19 protein-coding genes are annotated in these 18,843 nt (G+C 72.3%); 10 read left to right on the forward strand and 9 right to left on the reverse strand.

All coding sequences use genetic code 11. The annotated features are described in order from the left end of the window. Window positions 1-48 precede the first annotated feature (48 nt). Window positions 49-555, forward strand: coding sequence for a pyridoxamine 5'-phosphate oxidase family protein (locus ACFVT1_RS21045; RefSeq protein WP_389797510.1), 507 nt, complete (start codon window positions 49-51; stop codon window positions 553-555). On the opposite strand, the gene ACFVT1_RS21050 is transcribed toward ACFVT1_RS21045, so the two are convergent. The 3 genes from ACFVT1_RS21050 to ACFVT1_RS21060 are packed head-to-tail and all read right to left on the reverse strand — an operon-like array spanning window position 535 to window position 3,589. After that, complete coding sequence (locus tag ACFVT1_RS21050; RefSeq protein ID WP_389797512.1) at window positions 535-1,572, reverse strand: acyl-CoA dehydrogenase family protein; 1,038 nt, start codon at window positions 1,570-1,572, stop codon at window positions 535-537. The genes ACFVT1_RS21045 and ACFVT1_RS21050 overlap by 21 nt on opposite strands. Beyond that, the gene (locus ACFVT1_RS21055; protein ID WP_389797762.1) at window positions 1,572-2,717 is read right to left on the reverse strand and encodes an acyl-CoA dehydrogenase family protein; all 1,146 of its coding nucleotides are present in this window, start codon (window positions 2,715-2,717) and stop codon (window positions 1,572-1,574) included. Before ACFVT1_RS21055 ends, ACFVT1_RS21050 begins: the two co-directional genes overlap by 1 nt. Further along, window positions 2,717-3,589: an enoyl-CoA hydratase gene (locus tag ACFVT1_RS21060; protein ID WP_389797515.1), complete on the reverse strand. Its 873-nt coding sequence runs from the start codon at window positions 3,587-3,589 to the stop codon at window positions 2,717-2,719. The genes ACFVT1_RS21055 and ACFVT1_RS21060 overlap by 1 nt, the downstream gene beginning before the upstream one ends. 93 nt (window positions 3,590-3,682) lie before the next feature. On the opposite strand from ACFVT1_RS21060, the gene ACFVT1_RS21065 reads away from it, so the two are divergent. The 5 genes from ACFVT1_RS21065 to ACFVT1_RS21085 all read left to right on the forward strand — a co-directional run bounded on the left by ACFVT1_RS21065 (window position 3,683) and on the right by ACFVT1_RS21085 (window position 8,796). Beyond that, on the forward strand, window positions 3,683-4,465 hold the full coding sequence (locus ACFVT1_RS21065) for an SDR family oxidoreductase (RefSeq protein WP_389797517.1): 783 nt from the start codon (window positions 3,683-3,685) through the stop codon (window positions 4,463-4,465). 123 nt (window positions 4,466-4,588) lie between these two features. Beyond that, complete coding sequence (locus tag ACFVT1_RS21070; protein WP_389797520.1) at window positions 4,589-5,200, forward strand: TetR/AcrR family transcriptional regulator; 612 nt, start codon at window positions 4,589-4,591, stop codon at window positions 5,198-5,200. A 20-nt stretch (window positions 5,201-5,220) separates the two neighbouring features. Continuing rightward, window positions 5,221-6,378: an acetyl-CoA C-acetyltransferase gene (locus ACFVT1_RS21075; protein ID WP_389797523.1), complete on the forward strand. Its 1,158-nt coding sequence runs from the start codon at window positions 5,221-5,223 to the stop codon at window positions 6,376-6,378. Between the two features lie 372 nt (window positions 6,379-6,750). Then, window positions 6,751-6,954, forward strand: coding sequence for a cold-shock protein (locus tag ACFVT1_RS21080; RefSeq protein ID WP_003969786.1), 204 nt, complete (start codon window positions 6,751-6,753; stop codon window positions 6,952-6,954). A 198-nt stretch (window positions 6,955-7,152) separates the two neighbouring features. Beyond that, window positions 7,153-8,796: a DEAD/DEAH box helicase gene (locus tag ACFVT1_RS21085; RefSeq protein ID WP_389797525.1), complete on the forward strand. Its 1,644-nt coding sequence runs from the start codon at window positions 7,153-7,155 to the stop codon at window positions 8,794-8,796. A gap of 52 nt (window positions 8,797-8,848) precedes the next feature. Here the strand turns inward: ACFVT1_RS21085 and ACFVT1_RS21090 are convergent, their stop codons facing one another. From ACFVT1_RS21090 to ACFVT1_RS21105, 4 genes are all read right to left on the reverse strand, one after another. Next, complete coding sequence (locus tag ACFVT1_RS21090) at window positions 8,849-9,919, reverse strand: NAD(P)H-dependent flavin oxidoreductase (protein ID WP_389797528.1); 1,071 nt, start codon at window positions 9,917-9,919, stop codon at window positions 8,849-8,851. Beyond that, a complete protein-coding gene (locus tag ACFVT1_RS21095) occupies window positions 9,919-10,623 on the reverse strand; it encodes a CoA-transferase subunit beta (RefSeq protein WP_389797764.1) in 705 nt (234 codons plus the stop codon). The genes ACFVT1_RS21090 and ACFVT1_RS21095 overlap by 1 nt, the downstream gene beginning before the upstream one ends. A gap of 83 nt (window positions 10,624-10,706) precedes the next feature. After that, a complete protein-coding gene (locus ACFVT1_RS21100) occupies window positions 10,707-11,609 on the reverse strand; it encodes a CoA transferase subunit A (RefSeq protein WP_389797531.1) in 903 nt (300 codons plus the stop codon). Between the two features lie 2 nt (window positions 11,610-11,611). Then, window positions 11,612-12,355: an enoyl-CoA hydratase family protein gene (locus ACFVT1_RS21105; protein ID WP_389797534.1), complete on the reverse strand. Its 744-nt coding sequence runs from the start codon at window positions 12,353-12,355 to the stop codon at window positions 11,612-11,614. 86 nt (window positions 12,356-12,441) lie between these two features. Between ACFVT1_RS21105 and ACFVT1_RS21110 the strand changes: the two genes are divergently transcribed. Continuing rightward, complete coding sequence (locus ACFVT1_RS21110; RefSeq protein WP_389797536.1) at window positions 12,442-13,419, forward strand: SDR family oxidoreductase; 978 nt, start codon at window positions 12,442-12,444, stop codon at window positions 13,417-13,419. A 30-nt stretch (window positions 13,420-13,449) separates the two neighbouring features. Here the strand turns inward: ACFVT1_RS21110 and ACFVT1_RS21115 are convergent, their stop codons facing one another. Then, the gene (locus ACFVT1_RS21115) at window positions 13,450-14,331 is read right to left on the reverse strand and encodes a hypothetical protein (RefSeq protein WP_389797766.1); all 882 of its coding nucleotides are present in this window, start codon (window positions 14,329-14,331) and stop codon (window positions 13,450-13,452) included. A gap of 328 nt (window positions 14,332-14,659) precedes the next feature. Between ACFVT1_RS21115 and ACFVT1_RS21120 the strand changes: the two genes are divergently transcribed. Next, the gene (locus ACFVT1_RS21120) at window positions 14,660-15,436 is read left to right on the forward strand and encodes a S1 family peptidase (RefSeq protein ID WP_389797539.1); all 777 of its coding nucleotides are present in this window, start codon (window positions 14,660-14,662) and stop codon (window positions 15,434-15,436) included. A gap of 48 nt (window positions 15,437-15,484) precedes the next feature. Here ACFVT1_RS21120 and ACFVT1_RS21125 read toward each other — a convergent pair whose 3' ends face one another. Continuing rightward, the gene (locus ACFVT1_RS21125; protein ID WP_389797542.1) at window positions 15,485-17,290 is read right to left on the reverse strand and encodes a beta-galactosidase family protein; all 1,806 of its coding nucleotides are present in this window, start codon (window positions 17,288-17,290) and stop codon (window positions 15,485-15,487) included. A gap of 215 nt (window positions 17,291-17,505) precedes the next feature. Between ACFVT1_RS21125 and ACFVT1_RS21130 the strand changes: the two genes are divergently transcribed. Both ACFVT1_RS21130 and ACFVT1_RS21135 read left to right on the forward strand, forming a co-directional pair. Continuing rightward, on the forward strand, window positions 17,506-18,399 hold the full coding sequence (locus ACFVT1_RS21130; protein ID WP_389797544.1) for a helix-turn-helix domain-containing protein: 894 nt from the start codon (window positions 17,506-17,508) through the stop codon (window positions 18,397-18,399). 77 nt (window positions 18,400-18,476) lie between these two features. Beyond that, window positions 18,477-18,806 carry a chorismate mutase gene (locus tag ACFVT1_RS21135; protein ID WP_389797548.1) on the forward strand — a complete coding sequence of 110 codons (330 nt, stop codon included), beginning with the start codon at window positions 18,477-18,479 and terminating at the stop codon, window positions 18,804-18,806. Window positions 18,807-18,843 lie beyond the last annotated feature (37 nt).

An 18,843-nucleotide genomic window follows, 5' to 3' on the forward strand; every position in this document is an offset into this window, starting at 1 on the left:
CCGGGAATCCGGACAGAAGATGTCGGGTTTCCGGGGTTCCATGACCCCATGACATCGAGTTCCTGGAAAGAGTTCCGGTCCGCGCAGCCGGCCTTCGCCGACACCGTCCAGGCCCGTTTCGGGCAGTACAGGCACCACGTGCTGGCGACCCTGCGCAAGGACGGGTCGCCGCGCGTGACCGGCCTGGAGGTGGATTTCCGGTTCGGCGAGCTGTGGCTCGGCATGATGCCGAACTCGCGCAAGGCACTGGACCTGCACCGCGACCCGCGGTGCGCGGTGCAGGCCAATCCGGGACCGGACGCCGAGATGGCCGACGGGGACGTCCGGCTCTCCGGCCGCGCGGTGGAGATGACCGACCCCGCGACCCTGGCCCGCTTCGTCGAGGAGGTGAAGCCGCCGGAACCCTTCCACCTCTTCCGGGTGGAGCTGACCGAGGTGGTACGCACCGGTCTCGAAGGCGGCGACACCCTGGTCATCCAGGTATGGCGCCCCGGTCACCCGCTGCGCACCTTCCGAAGGGGCAACGACGACGGCTCACTGAGCGAAATCTCCTGACGCGGGGGGCCGGGCGGCGGGCGCGGCCGGCCCGTCGGCCAGCACCCGCGCCCGGCAGGCCCCCGGCGTCCCCCACGCGTCCCGCAGCGGACGCGCCTTCCGCAGCCAGAGCGCCAGATCCAGCTCCTGCGTGTACCCCACCGCACCGTGCAGCTGGAGCGCCGCCCGCGCCGCCGCGTACCCCGCCTCACCCGCCGTCACCTTCGCCGCCGCCACCCGCGCCTCGGCGTCCGGCGCCTCACCGGCGAGCGCGAGAGCCGCCCCGTACAGCAGCGGGCGGGCGAACTCCAGCCCGATCAGTACGTCCGCGAGCCGGTGCTTCACCGCCTGGAAGGAGCCGATGGCCGTTCCGAACTGGGTGCGCTGCTTCACGTACCCGACCGTGGCCCGCAACAGCGCCTCGCCCGCACCGAGCGCCTGCGCGGCCGTCGCGAACGCCGCCCACCGAGCGGCCCGCGCCGCCGCCTCGGCCACCCCGGGCCCGGCCGCCAGCAGCTCCCCGCCCGGCTCGGGGCGCCACAGCCGCCGGGCCGGGTCGGACGACACGCTGAGCGCGCCGGGCCCGGACGCGAGCCGCAGTTCACCACCGGTCACCGTGAACACGGCGTCCACGGCGTCCGCGTCCAGCGCGTAGGGCCCGTACCCGTCCATCCGGAGCGTCGCCGACGCCGCGCCCGACGCCAGCCGCGGCAGCCACTCCTTCGCCGCCGCGCCGCCCACACCCCCCAGCAGGACCCCGGCCGCGACCGTCTCCACCACCGGCCCCGGCACCGCGTGCCGCCCCAACTCGGTGAAGGCGACCGCGATGTCGACCGGAAGCGGCCCGACGCCCTCGTACGCCTCCGGTACCGCCAGGGCGAACACCCCCGCCCGCGCCAGCCGCCCCCACAGATCCCTGCCCGGCCCGTGGTCCCCGGCGGCCCAGGCGCGCACCGCGGCAGGTGTGTCCGCGGCCGTCAGCATCGCGTCCAGCGAGCGGGCGAACTCCCGCTGCTCCTCGTCCAGGAGGAAACGCATCAGCGCCGTCCCTTCGGCAGGCCGAGCAGCCGTTCGGCGATGATGTCGCGCTGGATCTCGTTCGTGCCGGCGTAGATGGGGCCCGCGAGGGAGAAGACGTACCCCTCCGCCCAGGCGGACTGCGCCGTCTCCGCGTCCGGGCCCAGCAGGTCGAGCGCCGTCTCGTGCAGCGCGATGTCGTACTCGGACCAGAAGACCTTGTTGAGACTCGACTCGGCGCCGATGGCCGTCCCCGCCGCGAACCGTGAGGCGTTGGCGCAGGTGAAGAGCTGGTACGCGCGCGCCCCGATCACCGCGTCCGCCACCCGGTCGCGCAGTGCCGTGTCCGACGGGTCGCCGTGGGCGCGCCACAGCCCGGCCAGCCGGTCCGCCGAGGCCAGGAACCGGCCGGGGGAGCGGAGCGTCAGCCCGCGCTCGTTGCCCGTTGCCGACATGGCGATACGCCAGCCCTGCCCGGGTTCCCCGATCACGTCCTCGTCCGGTACGAACACCTCGTCCAGGAACAGCTCGGCGAAGGCGGGCTTGCCGTCGAGCCGTCCGATCGGCCGGACCGACACCCCCGGCGCCGCCAGGTCGAACATCAGATACGTCAGCCCGTGGTGCGGCTTCGCGGCTCCCGGGTCCGTACGGAAGATGCCGAACGCCCGGTCCGCGAACGCGGCCCGCGAGGACCAGGTCTTCTGCCCCGTCAGCAGCCAGCCGCCGTCCGTGCGCACCGCCCGCGAGCGCAGCGACGCCAGGTCCGAGCCCGACTCCGGTTCGGACCAGGCCTGTGCCCAGATCACCTCGCCGCTCGCCATCGACGGCAGGACCCGGGCCCGCTGCTCGTCCGTGGCGTGGTCGAAGAGCGTCGGGGCGAGGAGGCTGATGCCGTTCTGCGAGACCCGGCCGGGGCCGCCCGCCGCGTAGTACTCCTCCTCGAACGCCAGCCACCCGAAGATGTCGACGCCCCGGCCGCCGTACTCGCTCGGCCAGGAGACGACCGACCAGCGGTCGGCGTGCAGCCGCGCCTCCCATTCCCGGTGCGCGGCGAATCCCTCGGCGGTCTCCAGGGACGGCAGTGGCACGGCGGGCACGTTGGCCCGCAGCCACCGGCGTGCCTCGGCCCGGAACGACTCCTCCTCGGCCGTGCACGACAGATCCATCACGCACCCGCCTTCTTCATCGAGGCGATGTCCATGCCGCCGAGCGGGTCCGCCGCCGTCTCCGCGTTGTGCGCGTGGGCGAGGTGGTGCAGCCCGAAGACCGAGTCCATGCCGGTGTGCAGCCCCTGAAGGTCCTCGGCCTGGTTGACGGCGCGCTTGGTCAGGGCCAGCCCCAGCCGTGGCATGCCGGCGATCCGCAACGCCAGCTCATGGGTGCGGTCGGCGAGTTCGCCGCGTTCCACCACCTTGTTCACCATGCCGACCTCGTACGCCCGGCGGGCGCTCATCCGGTCGCCGGTGAACAGGAACTCCTTCGCGATCCGGGGCGGCATCACCCACGGGTGTGCGAAGTACTCGACGCCGGGGATGCCCATCCGGACCACCGGATCGGCGAAGAAGGCGTCCTCGCTCGCCACGATCAGATCGCAGATCCAGGCGAGCATCAGCCCGCCGGCCACACACGCCCCCTGCACGGAGGCGACGACCGGCTTCGGCAGCTCGCGCCAGCGCCTGCACATGCCGAGGTAGACCTCCGACTCACGGGCGAAGCGGCTCTCCGCACCGGCCTTGTCGGAGTGGTCCCACCACAGGCCGGCCCTGCGCTCGAAGGGCAGATGGGCGTCGCGTCCGGGCGTGCCGATGTCGTGGCCCGCCGAGAAGTGCTCCCCGGCGCCCGCGAGTACGACCACCTTGATCTCGGCGTCCTCGGCGGCCCGGTAGAACGCGGTGTCCAGGGCGTAGGTCATCGCCGAGTTCTGGGCGTTGCGGTAGCGGGGGCGGTTCAGCGTGACGTACGCGACCGGGCCCCGGCGCTCGTACAGCACGGGGTCGTCCTGGGAGCGGCCGGCGGAGGCGTCGTGGGCAGCGGGCATCGGCTCATCCTTCCCTAACAAGTGTTTGGTAGATTAACGTACGGGCACGAGCACCGTCGAGGATCCGCGGGCCGAGACCGAGGAGGCGCGGGCGTGAACGCACCGCAGTACGTACCCGGGCACGGGCTGCTGGCCGGCCGCGGCGCCGTCGTCACCGCGGCCGCGGGCGCCGGAATCGGCGGAGCCACCGCCCGCAAGTTCCTGGAGGAGGGGGCCCGTGTCGTCATCGGCGACGCGCACGCCCGCCGGCTGAAGGAGACCGCGCGGGCCTTCGCCGAGGAGTTCGGGGCCGACCGCGTCGCCGCCCTGCCCTGCGACGTCACCGACGAGACCCAGGTCCAGGCGCTCTTCGCACTCGCCGAACAGACCCACGGCGGCCTCGACATCGTCGTCAACAACGCCGGCCTCGGCGGCACCGCGGAACTCACCCGGATGACCGACGAGCAGTGGACCAAGGTCCTCGACGTCACCCTGAACGGCACCTTCCGCTGCACCCGGGCCGCCCTGCGCTCGCTCAGGGCGGCCGGACGCGGCGGCGTCGTCGTCAACAACGCCTCCGTCGTCGGCTGGCGCGCCCAGAGCGGCCAGGCCCACTACGCCGCCGCCAAGGCGGGGGTCATGGCCCTCACCCGGTGCGCCGCGATCGAGGCCGCCGAGTACGGCGTACGCGTCAACGCCGTCGCCCCCAGCCTCGCCATGCACCCGCACCTGGTGAAGGTCACCTCCGCGGAACTCCTCGACGAACTGACCGGAAAGGAGGCCTTCGGCCGCTACGCCGAGCCGTGGGAGGTCGCCAACGTCATCGTCTTCCTCGCCAGCGGCTACTCCTCATACATGACGGGGGAAGTCGTCGCGGTCAGCAGCCAGCATGCCTGAGCGGACACCCGCCGCAGCGTCCGCGGCGTCCGCGGGGGCATCCGCACGGGCATCCGGCGGGACAACCGCAGGGGCATCCGGCCGGGCATCCGCGCGGGTGTCCCGCGGGCGGAGAATGGGCGGGTGCCTACCAAGAAGAAGCCCCAGGTGACCCCCACACCCGAGCGCCGCCGCGAACTGCTCGACACCGCCGCCGAGGTGTTCGCCGCGCAGGGCTACAACGCCACCACCGTCCGCAGGATCGCGGACGAGGCCGGGATGCTCGCGGGCAGCCTCTACTACCACTTCGATTCCAAGGAATCGATGATCGACGAGATCCTCTCGACCTTCCTCACCGAACTCTGGGACGGGTACGACGCGGTGCTCGCCGCCGGACTCGGCCCCCGGGAGACGATCGAGGCCCTCGTCACCGAGTCCTTCCGGGAGATCGACCGGCACCGTGCCGCCGTCGCCATCTACCAGAAGGAGTCCAAGCACCTGGCCACCCAGCCGCGCTTCCAGTACCTCGCCGACTCCCAGCAGAAGTTCGAGAAGGCCTGGCTCGGCACGCTCGAACGCGGTGTCGCCGACAGGACCTTCCGCGCCGACCTCGACATCCGCCTCACCTACCGCTTCGTCCGCGACACCGTCTGGGTCGCGGCGTCCTGGTACCGGCCCGGCGGACAGCACAGCCCCGAGGAGATCGCCCGCCAGTACCTCTCGATGGTCCTGGACGGCATCGCTCTGGACACCTAGACCACCAAGGAGCAGCAGTCATGGCCGAGGCATACATCGTCGAAGCGGTACGCACCCCGGTCGGCCGGCGCAAGGGCGGACTGGGCGCAGTCCACCCCGCCGACCTCGGCGCCCATGTCCTCAAGGCGCTCGTCGCGCGGAGCGGAATCGACCCGGCGGCCGTCGAGGACGTGGTCTTCGGCTGCCTCGACACCGTCGGGCCGCAGGCCGGCGACATCGCCCGTACCTGCTGGCTGGCGGCCGGACTGCCCGAGGAGGTCCCCGGCGTCACCGTCGACCGCCAGTGCGGCTCCTCCCAGCAGGCCGTGCACTTCGCCGCCCAGGGCGTCCTCTCCGGCACCCAGGACCTCGTCGTCGCGGGCGGCACCCAGAACATGACGCAGATCCCGATCGCCTTCGCCTCCCGTCAGGCCGCCGAACCGCTCGGCCTGACGGACGGCCCGTACGCGGGCAGCGAGGGCTGGCGCGCCCGGTACGGCGACGCGCCGGTCAACCAGTTCCACGGCGCCCAGCTGATCGCCGGGAAGTGGGGCATCAGCCGCCTCGACATGGAGGAGTTCGCCCTCCGCTCCCACCGGCGTGCGATCCGCGCCATCGACGAGGGCCGCTTCCGGCGCGAGACCGTCGCCGTCGGTGGCGTCACCACCGACGAGGGGCCGCGCCGCGACACCACGCTGGAGAAGATGGCGGCGCTCAAGCCGGTCCTGGACGGCGGCACGATCACCGCCGCCTGCTCCTCGCAGGTCTCCGACGGGGCCGCTGCCCTGCTCATCGCCTCCGAGCGCGCCGTGGCCGAGCACGGCCTCACCCCGCGCGCCCGCATCCACCACCTCTCGGTGCGCGGCGAGGACCCGATCCGCATGCTGTCGGCGCCGATCCCGGCCACGGCGTACGCGCTGAAGAAGACCGGAATGGCCATCGGCGACATCGACCTGGTCGAGATCAACGAGGCATTCGCCCCGGTCGTCCTGGCCTGGCTGAAAGAGACCGGAGCCGACCCGGACAAGGTGAACGTCAACGGCGGTGCGATCGCCCTGGGCCACCCGCTCGGCGCAACCGGTGCGAAATTGATGACGACACTGCTGCACGAGCTGGAGCGCACGGATGGCCGCTACGGCCTGCAGACCATGTGCGAGGGCGGCGGCCAGGCGAACGTGACGATCATCGAACGGCTCTGACCCCTCCGCTCGGCCCCGGCCCGGCCCGGGACACGGCTGCCGCGCAGCTCAGGGCAGCGGCCGAACCGCCCCGGGCGTCGGGCCGCGGGAAAGATTTCGGCGGCGTTCCGAGCCCGCTCCGGGCCAGTTGCCCCAAGGGTCCGGGCGAAAACTCACCGACCGGCGGCGCGGCGTGTCCCACCGCTGTCCGGCAGATCGTGCTACGGTTGCCGTGTTGCAGTTTTGGTACCCATGAACATTATGTGCGCCTGACGGGAATGCTTCCTCAGGCGCATTATTGTTTTCCGGCTTTCTCCGGATGGGGCTCAATGCGGCGACTTGGAATTCGTAAAGTGCGAATTTCCGGCACTGCACCTCTTTTAGGAGAATGACATGGCTACTGGAACCGTGAAGTGGTTCAACTCGGAAAAGGGCTTCGGCTTCATCGAGCAGGACGGCGGCGGCGCCGACGTCTTCGCCCACTACTCCAACATTGCCACCTCGGGCTTCCGTGAGCTCCAGGAAGGCCAGAAGGTCTCCTTCGACGTCACGCAGGGCCAGAAGGGCCCGCAGGCGGAGAACATCGTCCCGGCCTAATCGCCGGACGCGTACCTCGCAGCCGGGGCCCGCACCGTGAAGGTGCGGGTCCCGGCTTGTGCTGTCCTCAGGACATGGCGAAGAAGCACCGCCGTCCCGCAGAGGTCTCCGGCACTTCTCAGCAGTTTCCAGCAGTCCCCAGCAGTTCCCAGGAATCCCCTAGGAATCCTCAGGAATCCCCCAGGAGGGCAATTCCGTATGACCCGCTCCGAACGCCAGGACCGACCCGCCCGCAACCGCCCGTCGAGGGGGCGCGGCACGGCCCCGGCAAAGGCAACCGCTAAGGGTTCCGGCAAGGGATCCGGCAAGGCGTCGCCCCGTCGCAGGGCCACGCCGCCGCAGGGCGAATTCGCCCTGCCCGAAACCATGACCCCCGCACTGCCCGCCGTCGAGGCGTTCGCCGAGCTGGACATGCCCGCAGCCCTGCTGAAAACCCTTGCCGCGCAGGGCGTCACCGATCCGTTCCCGATCCAGGGCGCCACCCTGCCGAACTCGCTCGCCGGCCGGGACATCCTCGGCCGCGGCCGCACCGGCTCCGGCAAGACCCTCGCCTTCGGCCTCGCGCTGCTGGCCCGCACCGGCGGACGGCGCGCCGAGCCGCGCGCCCCGCTCGCGCTCGTCCTCGTGCCGACCCGCGAGCTGGCCCAGCAGGTCACCGACGCGCTGACGCCGTACGCCACGTCCGTGAACCTGCGCCTGGCCACCGTCGTCGGGGGCATGTCGATCAGCAAGCAGTCCGGCACCCTGCGCCGCGGCGCCGAGGTGCTCGTCGCCACGCCGGGCCGGCTGAAGGACCTCATCGAGCGCGGCGACTGCCGCCTCGACCAGGTCGCCATCACCGTCCTCGACGAGGCCGACCAGATGGCCGACATGGGCTTCATGCCGCAGGTCGTCGCGCTGCTCAAGCAGGTCGAGCCGGACGGTCAGCGGATGCTGTTCTCCGCGACGCTCGACAAGAACATCGACCGGCTGGTCAAGATGTTCCTGACCGACCCCGTCGTGCACTCGGTCGACCCGTCCGCGGGCGCGGTCACCACCATGGAGCACCATGTGCTGCACGTGGCCGACGAGACCGACAAGAAGGCCGTCGCCACCCGGATCGCCGCCCGCGACGGCCGGGTGATCATGTTCGTGGACACCAAGCGCGCCGCCGACCGCTTCGCCAAGCGGCTGCTGGCCAGCGGTGTACGGGCTGCCGCCCTGCACGGCGGGCGCTCGCAGCCGCAGCGCAACCGGACGCTGGACCAGTTCAAGAACGGCCAGGTCACCGCGCTCGTCGCGACGAACGTGGCGGCGCGTGGCATCCACGTCGACGACCTCGACCTGGTCGTGAACGTGGACCCGCCGACCGATCACAAGGACTACCTCCACCGCGGCGGGCGCACGGCGCGGGCCGGGGAGTCCGGCAGCGTCGTCACCCTGGTGCTGCCCGAGGAGAAGCGGGAGATGACCCGGCTGATGGCCGACGCGGGCATCGCCCCGCGGACCACCCGGGTCAGGTCCGGCGACGAGGAGCTCACCCGGATCACCGGGGCCCGCGAGCCGTCCGGCGTCGCGATCGTCATCGAGGTCCCGCAGCCGACCCCGCCGAAGCCGCGTACCCGGTCGGGCGGGGCGGCGTCCGGCGGTGCCGGATTCCGCTCGGGCAGCCGCGGCCGGGGCCGGCGCGGTGGTGCCGCCGGACAGGGCGGCGGCGGTGAGGGCCGGAGCACGGGCGGTTCTTCCCGCACTGCGGGTACGGGCGGCGGCCGTGGGAACGGCGAGTCGCGCGGCGCGGGTGCCGGGCGCTCCGGGGCCGGACGCGGCGGCGCGGCGGCGGGACGCGGCCGCAGGGCCGCGTAGCCGTACGGGCACGTAGCGGACAGGGCGGCGCCCGGAGAGATCCGGGCGCCGCCTACGCGTCCGCGCCCTCCGCCCCCTGCGCGCGGGTCACCGCGCTCAGCGCCGCGTGGGCCTCGGCCATCACACGGTCCACCAGCTCCGCGCAGCTGGGCAGGTCCTCGATCAGGCCCGCCACCTGGCCCGATGCCATCACACCCAGATCCGTGCGGCCGTCCACCATGGACGCCTTCAGAAGCATCGGGGTGTTGGCGGCCAGCAGGACCTGGCTCCAGGTCAGGTCCTTGCCGTGTTTCATCGCGAGACCGTCGCGCACCATCCGGGACCAGCCGGTCCCGGAGATCCGTTTGAAGCCCGCCGCCCGGCGCACCGCCTGGGCCAGTGCCCGGACCCGGCCCGCGTTCTCCAGTGCGGCGACCATCTCCGTCCGCAGCATCCGGTGCGGGAGCCCATCCACCGCCGTGGTGACCGTGACGTCCTTCACGCCCGCCGCCAGATAGCGGGCCTTCACCGCGTCCGGCACGGTCGAGTCCGCTGTCAGCAGGAACCGGGTCCCCATCGCGATGCCCGCCGCCCCGTACGCCAGCGCCGCGACCAGGCCCCGGCCGTCGTGGAAGCCGCCCGCCGCGATCACCGGGATGTCCACCGCGTCGACCACCTGGGGCAGCAGTACGGTCGTGGCCACCTCGCCGGTGTGCCCGCCGCCCTCGCCGCCCTGCACGATCACCGCGTCCGCGCCCCAGGCCGCGACCTTCTCGGCGTGGCGCCGGGCGCCGATCGACGGGATCACGACCACGCCCGCGTCCTTCAGCTCGGCGATGAGCTCCTTCGAGGGTGCCAGCGCGAAGGACGCCACCCGCACGCCCTCGTCGATGATGATCCGTACCCGCTCGCGCGCGTCACCGGCGTCGGCGCGCAGATTGACGCCGAACGGCTCGCCGGTACGGGACTTGACCTCCCGCACCGCCTCCCGCAGCCGCTCCGGGGCCATGGTCGCGGAGGCCAGGATTCCGAGTGCGCCCGCTCGGGCCGTGGCGGAGACCAGCCGGGGGCCCGCGACCCAGCCCATGCCGGTCTGGACGAGGGGGTGGCGGACGCCGACGAGGTCCGTGAGCGCGGTCCGCATCAGGCCCCGACCTCACGATTCCGGGTGCCCTTCGGGTCGATGACCTCGCGGATCAGGGCCAGCTCCTCGACGGTCGGCTCCCGGGTGTGCGGGACGTCCTGCGCGATCGTGAGCGCGAAGCCGGTGGCCTCGCGAACCTCGTCGGCGGTGACGCCGGGGTGCAGCGAGGCGAGGCGCATCGAGCGGTCCGGGGTGGCGAAGTCGAGGACGCCGAGATCGGTGACGACGCGTGGGATGCGGTGGTAGCGGGTCGCCGACGGACCGGCCGCCGCGGCACTGTCGTAGCCGACCCCGCAGATCATGTCGACGCGCTCGACGAAGACCCGGGGGGAGTGTCTGGGCACCCAGTAACTCACCGGATTGTTCAGGGTGTTGACCGGTGCGCCGCGTACGCCGAGCAGTTGGCGGGCGGGCTGTTCCCAGTCGCCGATGCAGGAGATGTTCTGGTTGCCGAACCGGTCGATCTGGCTCGCCCCCATCATCACGTGGCGCCTGCCGCCCGTGACCATGGTGAGGTGCCGGCGGTACGGCAGCCAGCCCTCCGGCGTGCCGTCCACCCCGACGATCAGCGCCTCGCCGTCGGTGAGCAGCAGATCGGGCGAGAAGGTCCGCCTGGCGAGCCGGGCGCCGATGGACGGGATGAGTCCCATCGGGCTGGCGAGCACCTCGCCGTTGTCGCGCCAGGCGTCGGCGCAGGCGATCACGCAGTACTCGGCCCGGGTGGGGGCGGGGGCGGTACGGGTGTCGGAACCCGTGCCGGTGCCGGTCGCAGTCGTGTTCTCCGTGGTCACTTCTGCTCCTCGTGCCAGGTTCGGACGGCCGCCCAGTAGCTCTTCTCGTCGCCCCGCGCGGGCAGGAAGCGTTCGCTGAAGGCCGCCCAGGCGTCGGGGTCGGCGGCCGCGGTCGCGTAGGCCTTCTGGAACGCCTCGTCGCGCGGGTGGTCGGGGACGCAGGAGGTGAAGTGCGCGCCGTTCGGGGTCTCGACGACGCCGGTCACGGAGTGCCGTGTGACGAGGAGGGTCTGCGGTGCGGCCTTCGCGGTCAACTCGGCGGTGTCCACGAGGCGTTCGCAGGAGACGTAGGCGCTGTCGGCGGCCTCGCAGAACAGGTCGTCGAAGTAGGGGTCGGGTCCGAGGTACTGGCCGTTCCCGAACCGGTCGGCGCGGTTCAGGTGGACCAGCGCGGCGTCCATCCGCAGGGCGGGCATCGCGACGAACTCCTCGCCGTCGGCGTACGGCGAGGCGACCGTACGCAGGCCCGGGTTGACCCGCATCACGTCCGAGCCGATACCGGCGCGGACGGGGAGGAAGGGCAGCCGGTTCGCGGCGGCGTGCAGCCCCCACATGAACATCGCCTCGTCGACCTCCATCAATGCGAACGCGCCGCGCTGGCGGGCCGCCCTGAAGTGCGGTTCGAGCGGGATCGAGTCGAGCGTGGTGAAGGCCGCGACCAGCTTGCGGATCTTGCCTGCGGCGGCGAGCAGGCCGACGTCGGGGCCGCCGTACGCCACCACGGTGAGATCGGTGATCTCGGAACGGAGCAGTGCCCGGACCAGTGCCATGGGCTTTCGGCGCGAGCCCCAGCCGCCGATGCCGAGCGTCATCCCGCTGCTGAGCCGGGAGACGACCTCCTGGACGGTCATGGTCTTGTCGGTCCGCCTGCCGGTACCGGCACCGGCGATCTCGGTCATGATCAAGCCTCCTTGCCGAAGGTGTCGCGGACGCGGTCGGCGACACCGCTGAGGTTGGCCTCGAAGGTGAAGCCCTGCTCGAAGCGGTAGCTGCGGTGTACGTCCACCGGGTCGATGCCGTTGATGGCGGCCTTGGCCAGCCGGATCAGATACCCGTCCTTGCGGGCGATCTCGCCCGCCAACTCCAGTGCGGCGTCCCGGAGTTCCTCACGCGGTACGACCTTCCAGACCGAGCCGTGGGCCAGCAGTTCTGCCGCGGTGGCGGTGCGCGAGGTGTAGTAGAGCGCGCGCATCAGATGGTGCGGCACGAGTCTGGCGAGATGGGTCGCGGCGCCGAGCGCTCCCCGGTCCAGCTCGGGCAGGCCGAAGGTCGCGTCGTCGCTCGCCACGATCGCGTCCGCGTTGCCGACGAGACCGATGCCGCCGCCGAGGCAGAAGCCGTTCACCGCGGCGACGACCGGGACCTCGCAGTCGTACACGGCCGAGAACGCCTCGTAGCAGCCCCGGTTGGCACCGATCAGGGCGTCGTGCCCGGTGTCGCGCTGCATCTCCTTGATGTCGACGCCCGCGTTGAACCCGCGCCCGGCTGCGGCCAGCACGACGCACCGGACCTCGGGATCGCGGCCCGCGGTGCGCAGGGCCTCGGCGAGGTCGTACCAGCCCTGTACGGGCAGTGCGTTGACGGGCGGGTAGGCGACCGTGACGAGGCAGATGCCGTTGCCGGGACGTGCGGTGGAGACACCCATGGGCGAATCAGCTACCTTTCCACCAAACATTTGTTAGGTGTGGAAGGTAGCAGCCTGCCCCCGCATCGCCAACAAGGAGATGTCTGATGAGCGCAAGCAGTGACGGACGGGACGGGGGACGGGAGAAGGGCGGTGCCGCGGGGCTGTGCGGGGGGCGCGTGGTCATCGTGACCGGTGCCGGGCGCGGCCTCGGCCGGGCCCACGCGCTCGCGTTCGCCGCCGAGGGGGCGAAGGTCGTCGTCAACGATCTGGGGGTCGGCCCCGACGGCGGCGGGGGCTCGGACGGTCCGGCCCGGCGGGTCGTCGACGAGATCGTGGCGGCGGGCGGTGAGGCGGTCGCCCACGGGGGCGACATCGCCACGACGCAGGGGGCGGCGTCGCTGGTCGACGCCGCGCTGGAGACGTTCGGGCGGCTGGACACGCTGGTCAACAACGCCGGATTCCTGCGGGACCGGATGCTGGTGAATCTGGACGAGGACGACTGGGACGCGGTCGTGCGGGTCCATCTGAAGGGCCATTTCCTGCCCCTGAAGCACGCGGCCGCGCACTGGCGGGCGGAGGCGAAGGCGGGCCGTGCGCCGGTCGCCCGGGTGATCAGTACCAGCTCCGGCGCGGGCCTGCTGGGGAGTGTCGGGCAGGGCAACTACTCCGCGGCGAAGGCAGGCATCGTGGGTCTGACGCTCGTCGCCGCCGAGGAGTTGGGGCGGTACGGGATCCAGGTCAACGCGATCGCCCCGGCGGCCCGGACCCGGATGACCGAGCGGACGTTCGCGGAGACGATGGCGGCACCGGGGGAGGGGGAGTTCGACGCGATGGCCCCCGGGAACGTCTCGCCGCTGGTGGTGTGGCTCGGCTCGGCCGCGAGCGACGGGGTGACCGGGAGGGTCTTCGAGGCGGAGGCCGGCCGGATCACCGTCATGGAGGGCTGGCGGCCCGGCCCCACCGCGGACCGGGGGGCGCGGTGGACGCCGGCCCAGGCGGGGGAGGCGGCACGGAAGCTGCTGGCGGAAGCGGGGGCGCCGCAGCCGGTGTACGGGGCGGCGCCCGGCCCCTTGGGCGGCTGAGGGGGAGCGGGGCCCGGGGCCCGGGGTGCTTCAGGTGCTGCAGTCCAGCACCGTCCGGCACAACCCGCACCGGGCCCGCACCCGGCCGCGCACCGGGACGCGGATGCGCTGGAGGCAGGTGGGGCAGGCGAAGGAGACCCGGAATCCCTGCGGGCCGTTCTCGAAGGCGTACGGGGCGTCGGAGCCCGGGGGTGTCCGCGCGCCCGGGTGGTCCTGGGCGTACCGCCGGTCCTTGGCGTAGCGGTGACGGCCCGCCCAGCCCGCGGCCGTGAGGGGCGGCTGCCGGGTGTCGTGGACGGCCCGTGCGCGGCCCTTCGTGTAGGCCGTGTACGCCTGCGGGCTCGTGAACCACGGTGAGGGGTCCTCGTCGAAGGCGAACGCCCGTTTGGCGAGGACGTATCCGAACTCCTCCGGGGTGAGGTAGCCGAGTTTCTGGCTGGAGACGGCGTCCTCGCGGAAGGCGTCCAGCAGCAGCCAGCCCGCGCCCAGGTACGTCGTCGCGGTGTCGGTGAGGATCTCGTTGTCGCGCGTGCCGGGGAACTCCAGGCCGAGGCGGTGCAGCAGCACATGCATGACCTCGTGCGAGAGTGCGGCGCCGATGTCCCTGCGGTGGGTGCGGAAGCGGTCGTTGAGTTCGATGAAGTACTCGGGCCCCGCGGCGAGTTCGACACCGGCGGCGTGCTCCATCGTCCGGAAGCCGACGATCATCCGGGCCTCCGGCAGACGCAGGTGCTGGACCACGGCCCGCGCCACCCGCTGGGCGCCGAGATGCAGATCGTCCTGGTCGGAGAAGGCGGCGTCGGCGGGGGCGAGGCTCGTGGCGTAGCCGTGGACACCCTCGTACGACAGTCTCCGGTACAGGGCCGTGATCGCGGACCGGACGGTGTCGAGGTGGGGGAAGCCGTGGACCACCGGACCGCCACCGCCCCGGCCGTTGTCCTGACCGCTGCTCCGGCTGTTCCCCCGGCCGTTGTCCTGGCCATTGCCCCGGCTGTTCCAGCGACTGCTCTCCGTCACGTCCCCACCCCATCCGCGACGCTCGACCGGGCCTCCACTGTAGCCGGAACACTCCGGATGATCTTGGCCGAAAAGTGAATCTTGTGGGGGCGGTGATCATTTCCCGATAATCCGAATCGTGCCTTTGTCGGGAGCATGACCATCGGGTTGTTCCGCCCGTGGCGGGCCCCGGGCGAAGGCGCGTGCACCCCCACAAGAACCCCCCACGAAAGAAGGCAGTCCGTTGAAGCAGCTTCTGCGCGCAGTGAAGAGATGCTCCGTCATAGCCGCCGTGGTCCTCGCGGCCGTCAGCCTTCAGCCCGCCGGAGCCTCCGCGGCCCCCACCCCGGTCGTCGGCGGAACCCGCGCCGCCCAGGGCGAATTCCCCTTCATGGTCCGGCTGTCGATGGGCTGCGGCGGCGCCCTCTACGCCAAGGACGTCGTCCTCACCGCCGCGCACTGCGTGGACGGCTCGGGCAACAACACCTCCATCACGGCCACCGGAGGCGTTGTCGACCTGCAGTCCTCCAGCGCGGTCAAGGTCAAGTCCACCAAGGTCCTCCAGGCCCCCGGCTACACGGGCCAGGGCAAGGACTGGGCGCTGATCAAGCTCGCCAAGCCCATCAACCAGCCGACCCTGAAGATCGCCACCACCACCGCGTACAACAACGGCGACTTCACCATCGCCGGCTGGGGCGCGGCCACCGAGGGCGGCCCCCAGCAGCGCTACCTGCTCAAGGCCACCGTGCCGTTCGTCTCCGACGCCGACTGCCAGGCCGCGTACGGCAGCGATCTCGTCCCCGGTGACGAGATCTGCGCCGGGCTGATCGACACGGGCGGCGTGGACACCTGCCAGGGCGACTCCGGCGGTCCCATGTTCCGCAAGGACAACGCCGGAGCCTGGATCCAGGTGGGCATCGTCAGCTGGGGCCAGGGCTGCGCCGAGCCCGGCTACCCGGGTGTGTACAGCGAGGTGTCGACGTTCGCCGCCGACATCGCCTCCGCGGCCGCGACGCTCTGACCCCGGTCCTGATTCCGGCCGCCGTCCCTGCCGCGGCCGGCATCTGACTCACACCTGAACATCCCCGGGGGTGCCCGTCCGGACGGGCACCCCCGGGCCCAGCTCCACACAGGGCGCGCCCGCGTCCTCCAGCTCCAGCACCCACACCTCGTTGGCGCCCTCCCGCAGCACCGGCCCCGGCACGTACAGCGTCCGCTGCGGACCCGCCGACCAGTAGCGCCCCAGGCAGAAACCGTTCACCCACACGAACCCGCGCGTCCAGCCCGGCAGTTCGAGCCCCGCGTGTCCGGTGCCGTCCACCCCCGCGATGTCGAAGGCGCCCCGGAACAGCCCCGTGCGCCCGGCCCCGTCGACGCTCCCGAAGGACACCGCGGCCAGCGCGTCCGGCTCCTCGAACGCCTCCAGCCGCAGCGCACGGGCCCGTACACCGTGCAGGAACTGCCGCTCGTGCAGCACCCCGCCCGTGATCCCCTTGGGCTCACCGAGCCGCGGCCCGTAGTTGACACGGCCCAGCGACTCCACCCACAGCTCCACCTCCGCGGGCCCGGCCACCGGCTCGTCCAGAGTGCCGTTCTCGTTGCTCAGCACACCCTCGCGGACACCGTTCACATACACCACGGCCCGGTCCCGGAGCCCCGTCACCCCCAAGGTGTACGGACGGCGCGGGCCGGGGACATCGACCCGGTAGCGCACCAGGCCCCGGTCGACACCCAGCTCCTCGAAGGTCGGCGGAACGCCGCACGGCGCCGCTTCCTCGTCGCCCAGCGCCTCCAGGACGGCGCCCAGCGCCGCATGGTTCGTCAGCTCCACCCGCACCGCAGCGGCCAGGCCGGCAGGCTCGGGCGGCAGCTCCGGAAGCGGCCCGTCCGCGTACGCGGCGAGCACCGCGCGGAACTGCCGGAACTTCTCCGTGGGACGGCCGTACTCGTCGATCGGCGCGTCGTAGTCGTACGAGGTCACCGTCGGCAGGAAGTCCTGGTCCTGGAGCGGACCGGACCGGTTGGCCCCCGCCCATCCGGCGAAGTTCGTGCCCCCGTGCGCCATGTAGATGTTCACCGAGGCCCCGCACTCCAGGATCTCCCGCAGCGCGTCGGCGGCCTGCCCGGGATCACGCACGACCGGCTCGGCCCCCCAGTGCTCGAACCACCCGCACCAGAACTCCATGCACATCAGCGGTCCCCTCGGCTGATGGCGGCGCAGCACCTCGAACGCCTCCCGCGCACCCGAGCCGAAGTTCGCCGTGGCGAGCAGCCCCGGCACGGAGCCGCCCGTGAGCATGTGGTCCTCCGGTCCGTCGGAGGTGAACAGCGGCACGGTCACCCCGTGCTCCCGGAGCATCCCGGCCACCCGCCGGAGGTAGACCTGGTCGGTGCCGTAGCTTCCGTACTCGTTCTCCGCCTGAACCATGATCACCGGACCGCCGCGCCCGATCTGCCGCTGCACCACCTGCGGCAGCAGCACCGCGAACCACCGCTCCACGGTGCCCAGGTACTCCTCGTCACGGGTCCGCGCCCGCCGTCCGAACCGCCCCGTCACCCAGGCCGGCAGACCGCCGTTCTCCCACTCGGCGCAGATGTACGGACCCGGGCGAACGATCGCCCACAGCCCGGCCCGCTGCGCCGCGTCCAGGAAGCGGCCCAGCGCCGCCACGTCCCGGAACCGGCCGGGCCGCGGCTCATGGAGATTCCACGGCACATACGTCTCGACGCAGTTGAGGCCCATGGCGCGCAGCATCGACAGCCGGTGGTCCCACTGCGCCTCATGGACCCGGAAATAGTGCAGGGCCCCCGACAGCAGCCGTACGGGCTTCCCGTCGAGCCGGAAGTGGTCGTCCCCCACGGTGAAGTCAGCCATCGTGCTCGTACTCTCCTGTGCGCGCGGTCCCCCGGAGCCGCGCGCACCCGGAGTCGCACGACGGCACGCACCACGGAGCGGGCGAACCCGGGAGGAATGTTGCAACCAACCCTCGCCCCCTGGCGTGCCGCCGGTCCATGGACAAAGATCACTGCTGTTTGGACACAATTGTTCGGACCAGCGCAAAGAAAGCGAAAGGGGAGGAAGGAAGGCCGATGTACCACACCTGGATGCGCTTCTTCACTCCCAGCCCGCTCCACCACCGGCTGGGCCTCGTCTGCCTGGGCGTGGGCCTGCAGCACGGCGCCCTGCCGACGGTCGGCCCGCGCACCCTGGACCACCACGTCGCCGTCGTCATCAACTCCGGCAGCGGCTGGTTCAGCGGCTCCGACGGCCGCCGCGTGCCCGTCGTCGCGCCCAGCCTCATCTGGCTGACCCCCGGCACCCCGCACCACTACGGCGCCGATCCGGGCACCGGCTGGGACGAGAGCTTCGTCGACTTCACCGGCCCCGCCACCGCCACGTACACCGAACTCGGCTACATCGAGCCCGACCGCCCGCTCGTCCCGCTCGCCGACACGGCGGGCCCCCGCGCCGCGGTGGGCCGGATGGTACGGGCGGCCAGGCGCGGCAACCCGCTGCTGGAGGTGGAGACCGGCGCCGCCGTCCACGAACTCCTCGTCGCCCTGCGCCGGGCCCGCGCCGATGTCAGCCCCGACGGCGACCCCGTCCTCCAGGCCCTCGCCCGCGACGCCTTCCAGCCACTGTCCGTCGCCGAGCACGCCGCACGGCACGGCATGACACCCGCCGAGCTGCGCACCGCGGTACGCCGGGGCGCGGGCTGCAGCCCCAAGGACTACCTCCTCGGCATCCGGCTCGGCCACGCCAAGGACCTCCTCGCCGCCACGGACCTGCCGGTCGCCGCCGTCGCCCGGCGCGTGGGGTACGACGACCCGGCGTACTTCTCCCGCCTCTTCGCCCGCCGGGTCGGCGCGGCCCCGGTCCGCTTCCGCGAACAGCAGGGCCGCAACGTGCCGGGCGGCTGGAGCGACCAGGTCCCGGACCCGGACCACCCGCCCACGATCGCCCCCCAGGGCCCGGCCCTCTGAGCCGGGCCGGGCTCACGCCCTCCCGCGCGACAGGGAGCGCGTTCCCCCTCGTGGGGGAGGCCGTAAGCTCGCTGACCATGACCACGAGGGACATCGACGAGTCCGTGCGCGCGGAACTGAACCGGCTGCGCGAGAGCATCGACAACATTGACGCCGCTGTTGTCCATATGCTCGCCGAGCGCTTCAAGTGCACCCAGCAGGTCGGCCACCTCAAGGCCGCCCACCATCTGCCCCCGGCCGACCCGGCCCGTGAGAGCCGGCAGATCGCCCGGCTGAGGCAACTGGCGGAGAGCGCGCATCTGGATCCGGCCTTCGCGGAGAAGCTGCTGAACTTCGTCGTGGCGGAGGTCATCCGCCATCACGAGCGGATCGCGGAGGAGTCGGCGACGAACGGGGAGACGCCGTGAGCGCCGTGGGGCGGGCCCGGGGAATCACCCCCTGCCG

The organism is Streptomyces sp. NPDC057963, assembly GCF_042887155.1.
GTDB lineage: Bacteria > Actinomycetota > Actinomycetes > Streptomycetales > Streptomycetaceae > Streptomyces.

What these genes read in the sequence shown, in the direction of transcription:
- ACFVT1_RS21090 (WP_389797528.1), bottom strand. Translation starts at nt 9,919, where the DNA reads ATGCGGACCGCGCTCACGGACCTCGTCGGCGTCCGCCACCCCCTCGTC.
- ACFVT1_RS21105 (WP_389797534.1), bottom strand. Translation starts at nt 12,355, where the DNA reads ATGGGTGTCTCCACCGCACGTCCCGGCAACGGCATCTGCCTCGTCACG.
- ACFVT1_RS21075 (WP_389797523.1), top strand. Translation starts at nt 5,221, where the DNA reads ATGGCCGAGGCATACATCGTCGAAGCGGTACGCACCCCGGTCGGCCGG.
- ACFVT1_RS21055 (WP_389797762.1), bottom strand. Translation starts at nt 2,717, where the DNA reads ATGGATCTGTCGTGCACGGCCGAGGAGGAGTCGTTCCGGGCCGAGGCA.
- ACFVT1_RS21045 (WP_389797510.1), top strand. Translation starts at nt 49, where the DNA reads ATGACATCGAGTTCCTGGAAAGAGTTCCGGTCCGCGCAGCCGGCCTTC.
- ACFVT1_RS21100 (WP_389797531.1), bottom strand. Translation starts at nt 11,609, where the DNA reads ATGACCGAGATCGCCGGTGCCGGTACCGGCAGGCGGACCGACAAGACC.
- ACFVT1_RS21130 (WP_389797544.1), top strand. Translation starts at nt 17,506, where the DNA reads ATGTACCACACCTGGATGCGCTTCTTCACTCCCAGCCCGCTCCACCAC.
- ACFVT1_RS21085 (WP_389797525.1), top strand. Translation starts at nt 7,153, where the DNA reads ATGACCCGCTCCGAACGCCAGGACCGACCCGCCCGCAACCGCCCGTCG.
- ACFVT1_RS21050 (WP_389797512.1), bottom strand. Translation starts at nt 1,572, where the DNA reads ATGCGTTTCCTCCTGGACGAGGAGCAGCGGGAGTTCGCCCGCTCGCTG.
- ACFVT1_RS21080 (WP_003969786.1), top strand. Translation starts at nt 6,751, where the DNA reads ATGGCTACTGGAACCGTGAAGTGGTTCAACTCGGAAAAGGGCTTCGGC.
- ACFVT1_RS21110 (WP_389797536.1), top strand. Translation starts at nt 12,442, where the DNA reads ATGAGCGCAAGCAGTGACGGACGGGACGGGGGACGGGAGAAGGGCGGT.
- ACFVT1_RS21125 (WP_389797542.1), bottom strand. Translation starts at nt 17,290, where the DNA reads ATGGCTGACTTCACCGTGGGGGACGACCACTTCCGGCTCGACGGGAAG.
- ACFVT1_RS21060 (WP_389797515.1), bottom strand. Translation starts at nt 3,589, where the DNA reads ATGCCCGCTGCCCACGACGCCTCCGCCGGCCGCTCCCAGGACGACCCC.
- ACFVT1_RS21135 (WP_389797548.1), top strand. Translation starts at nt 18,477, where the DNA reads ATGACCACGAGGGACATCGACGAGTCCGTGCGCGCGGAACTGAACCGG.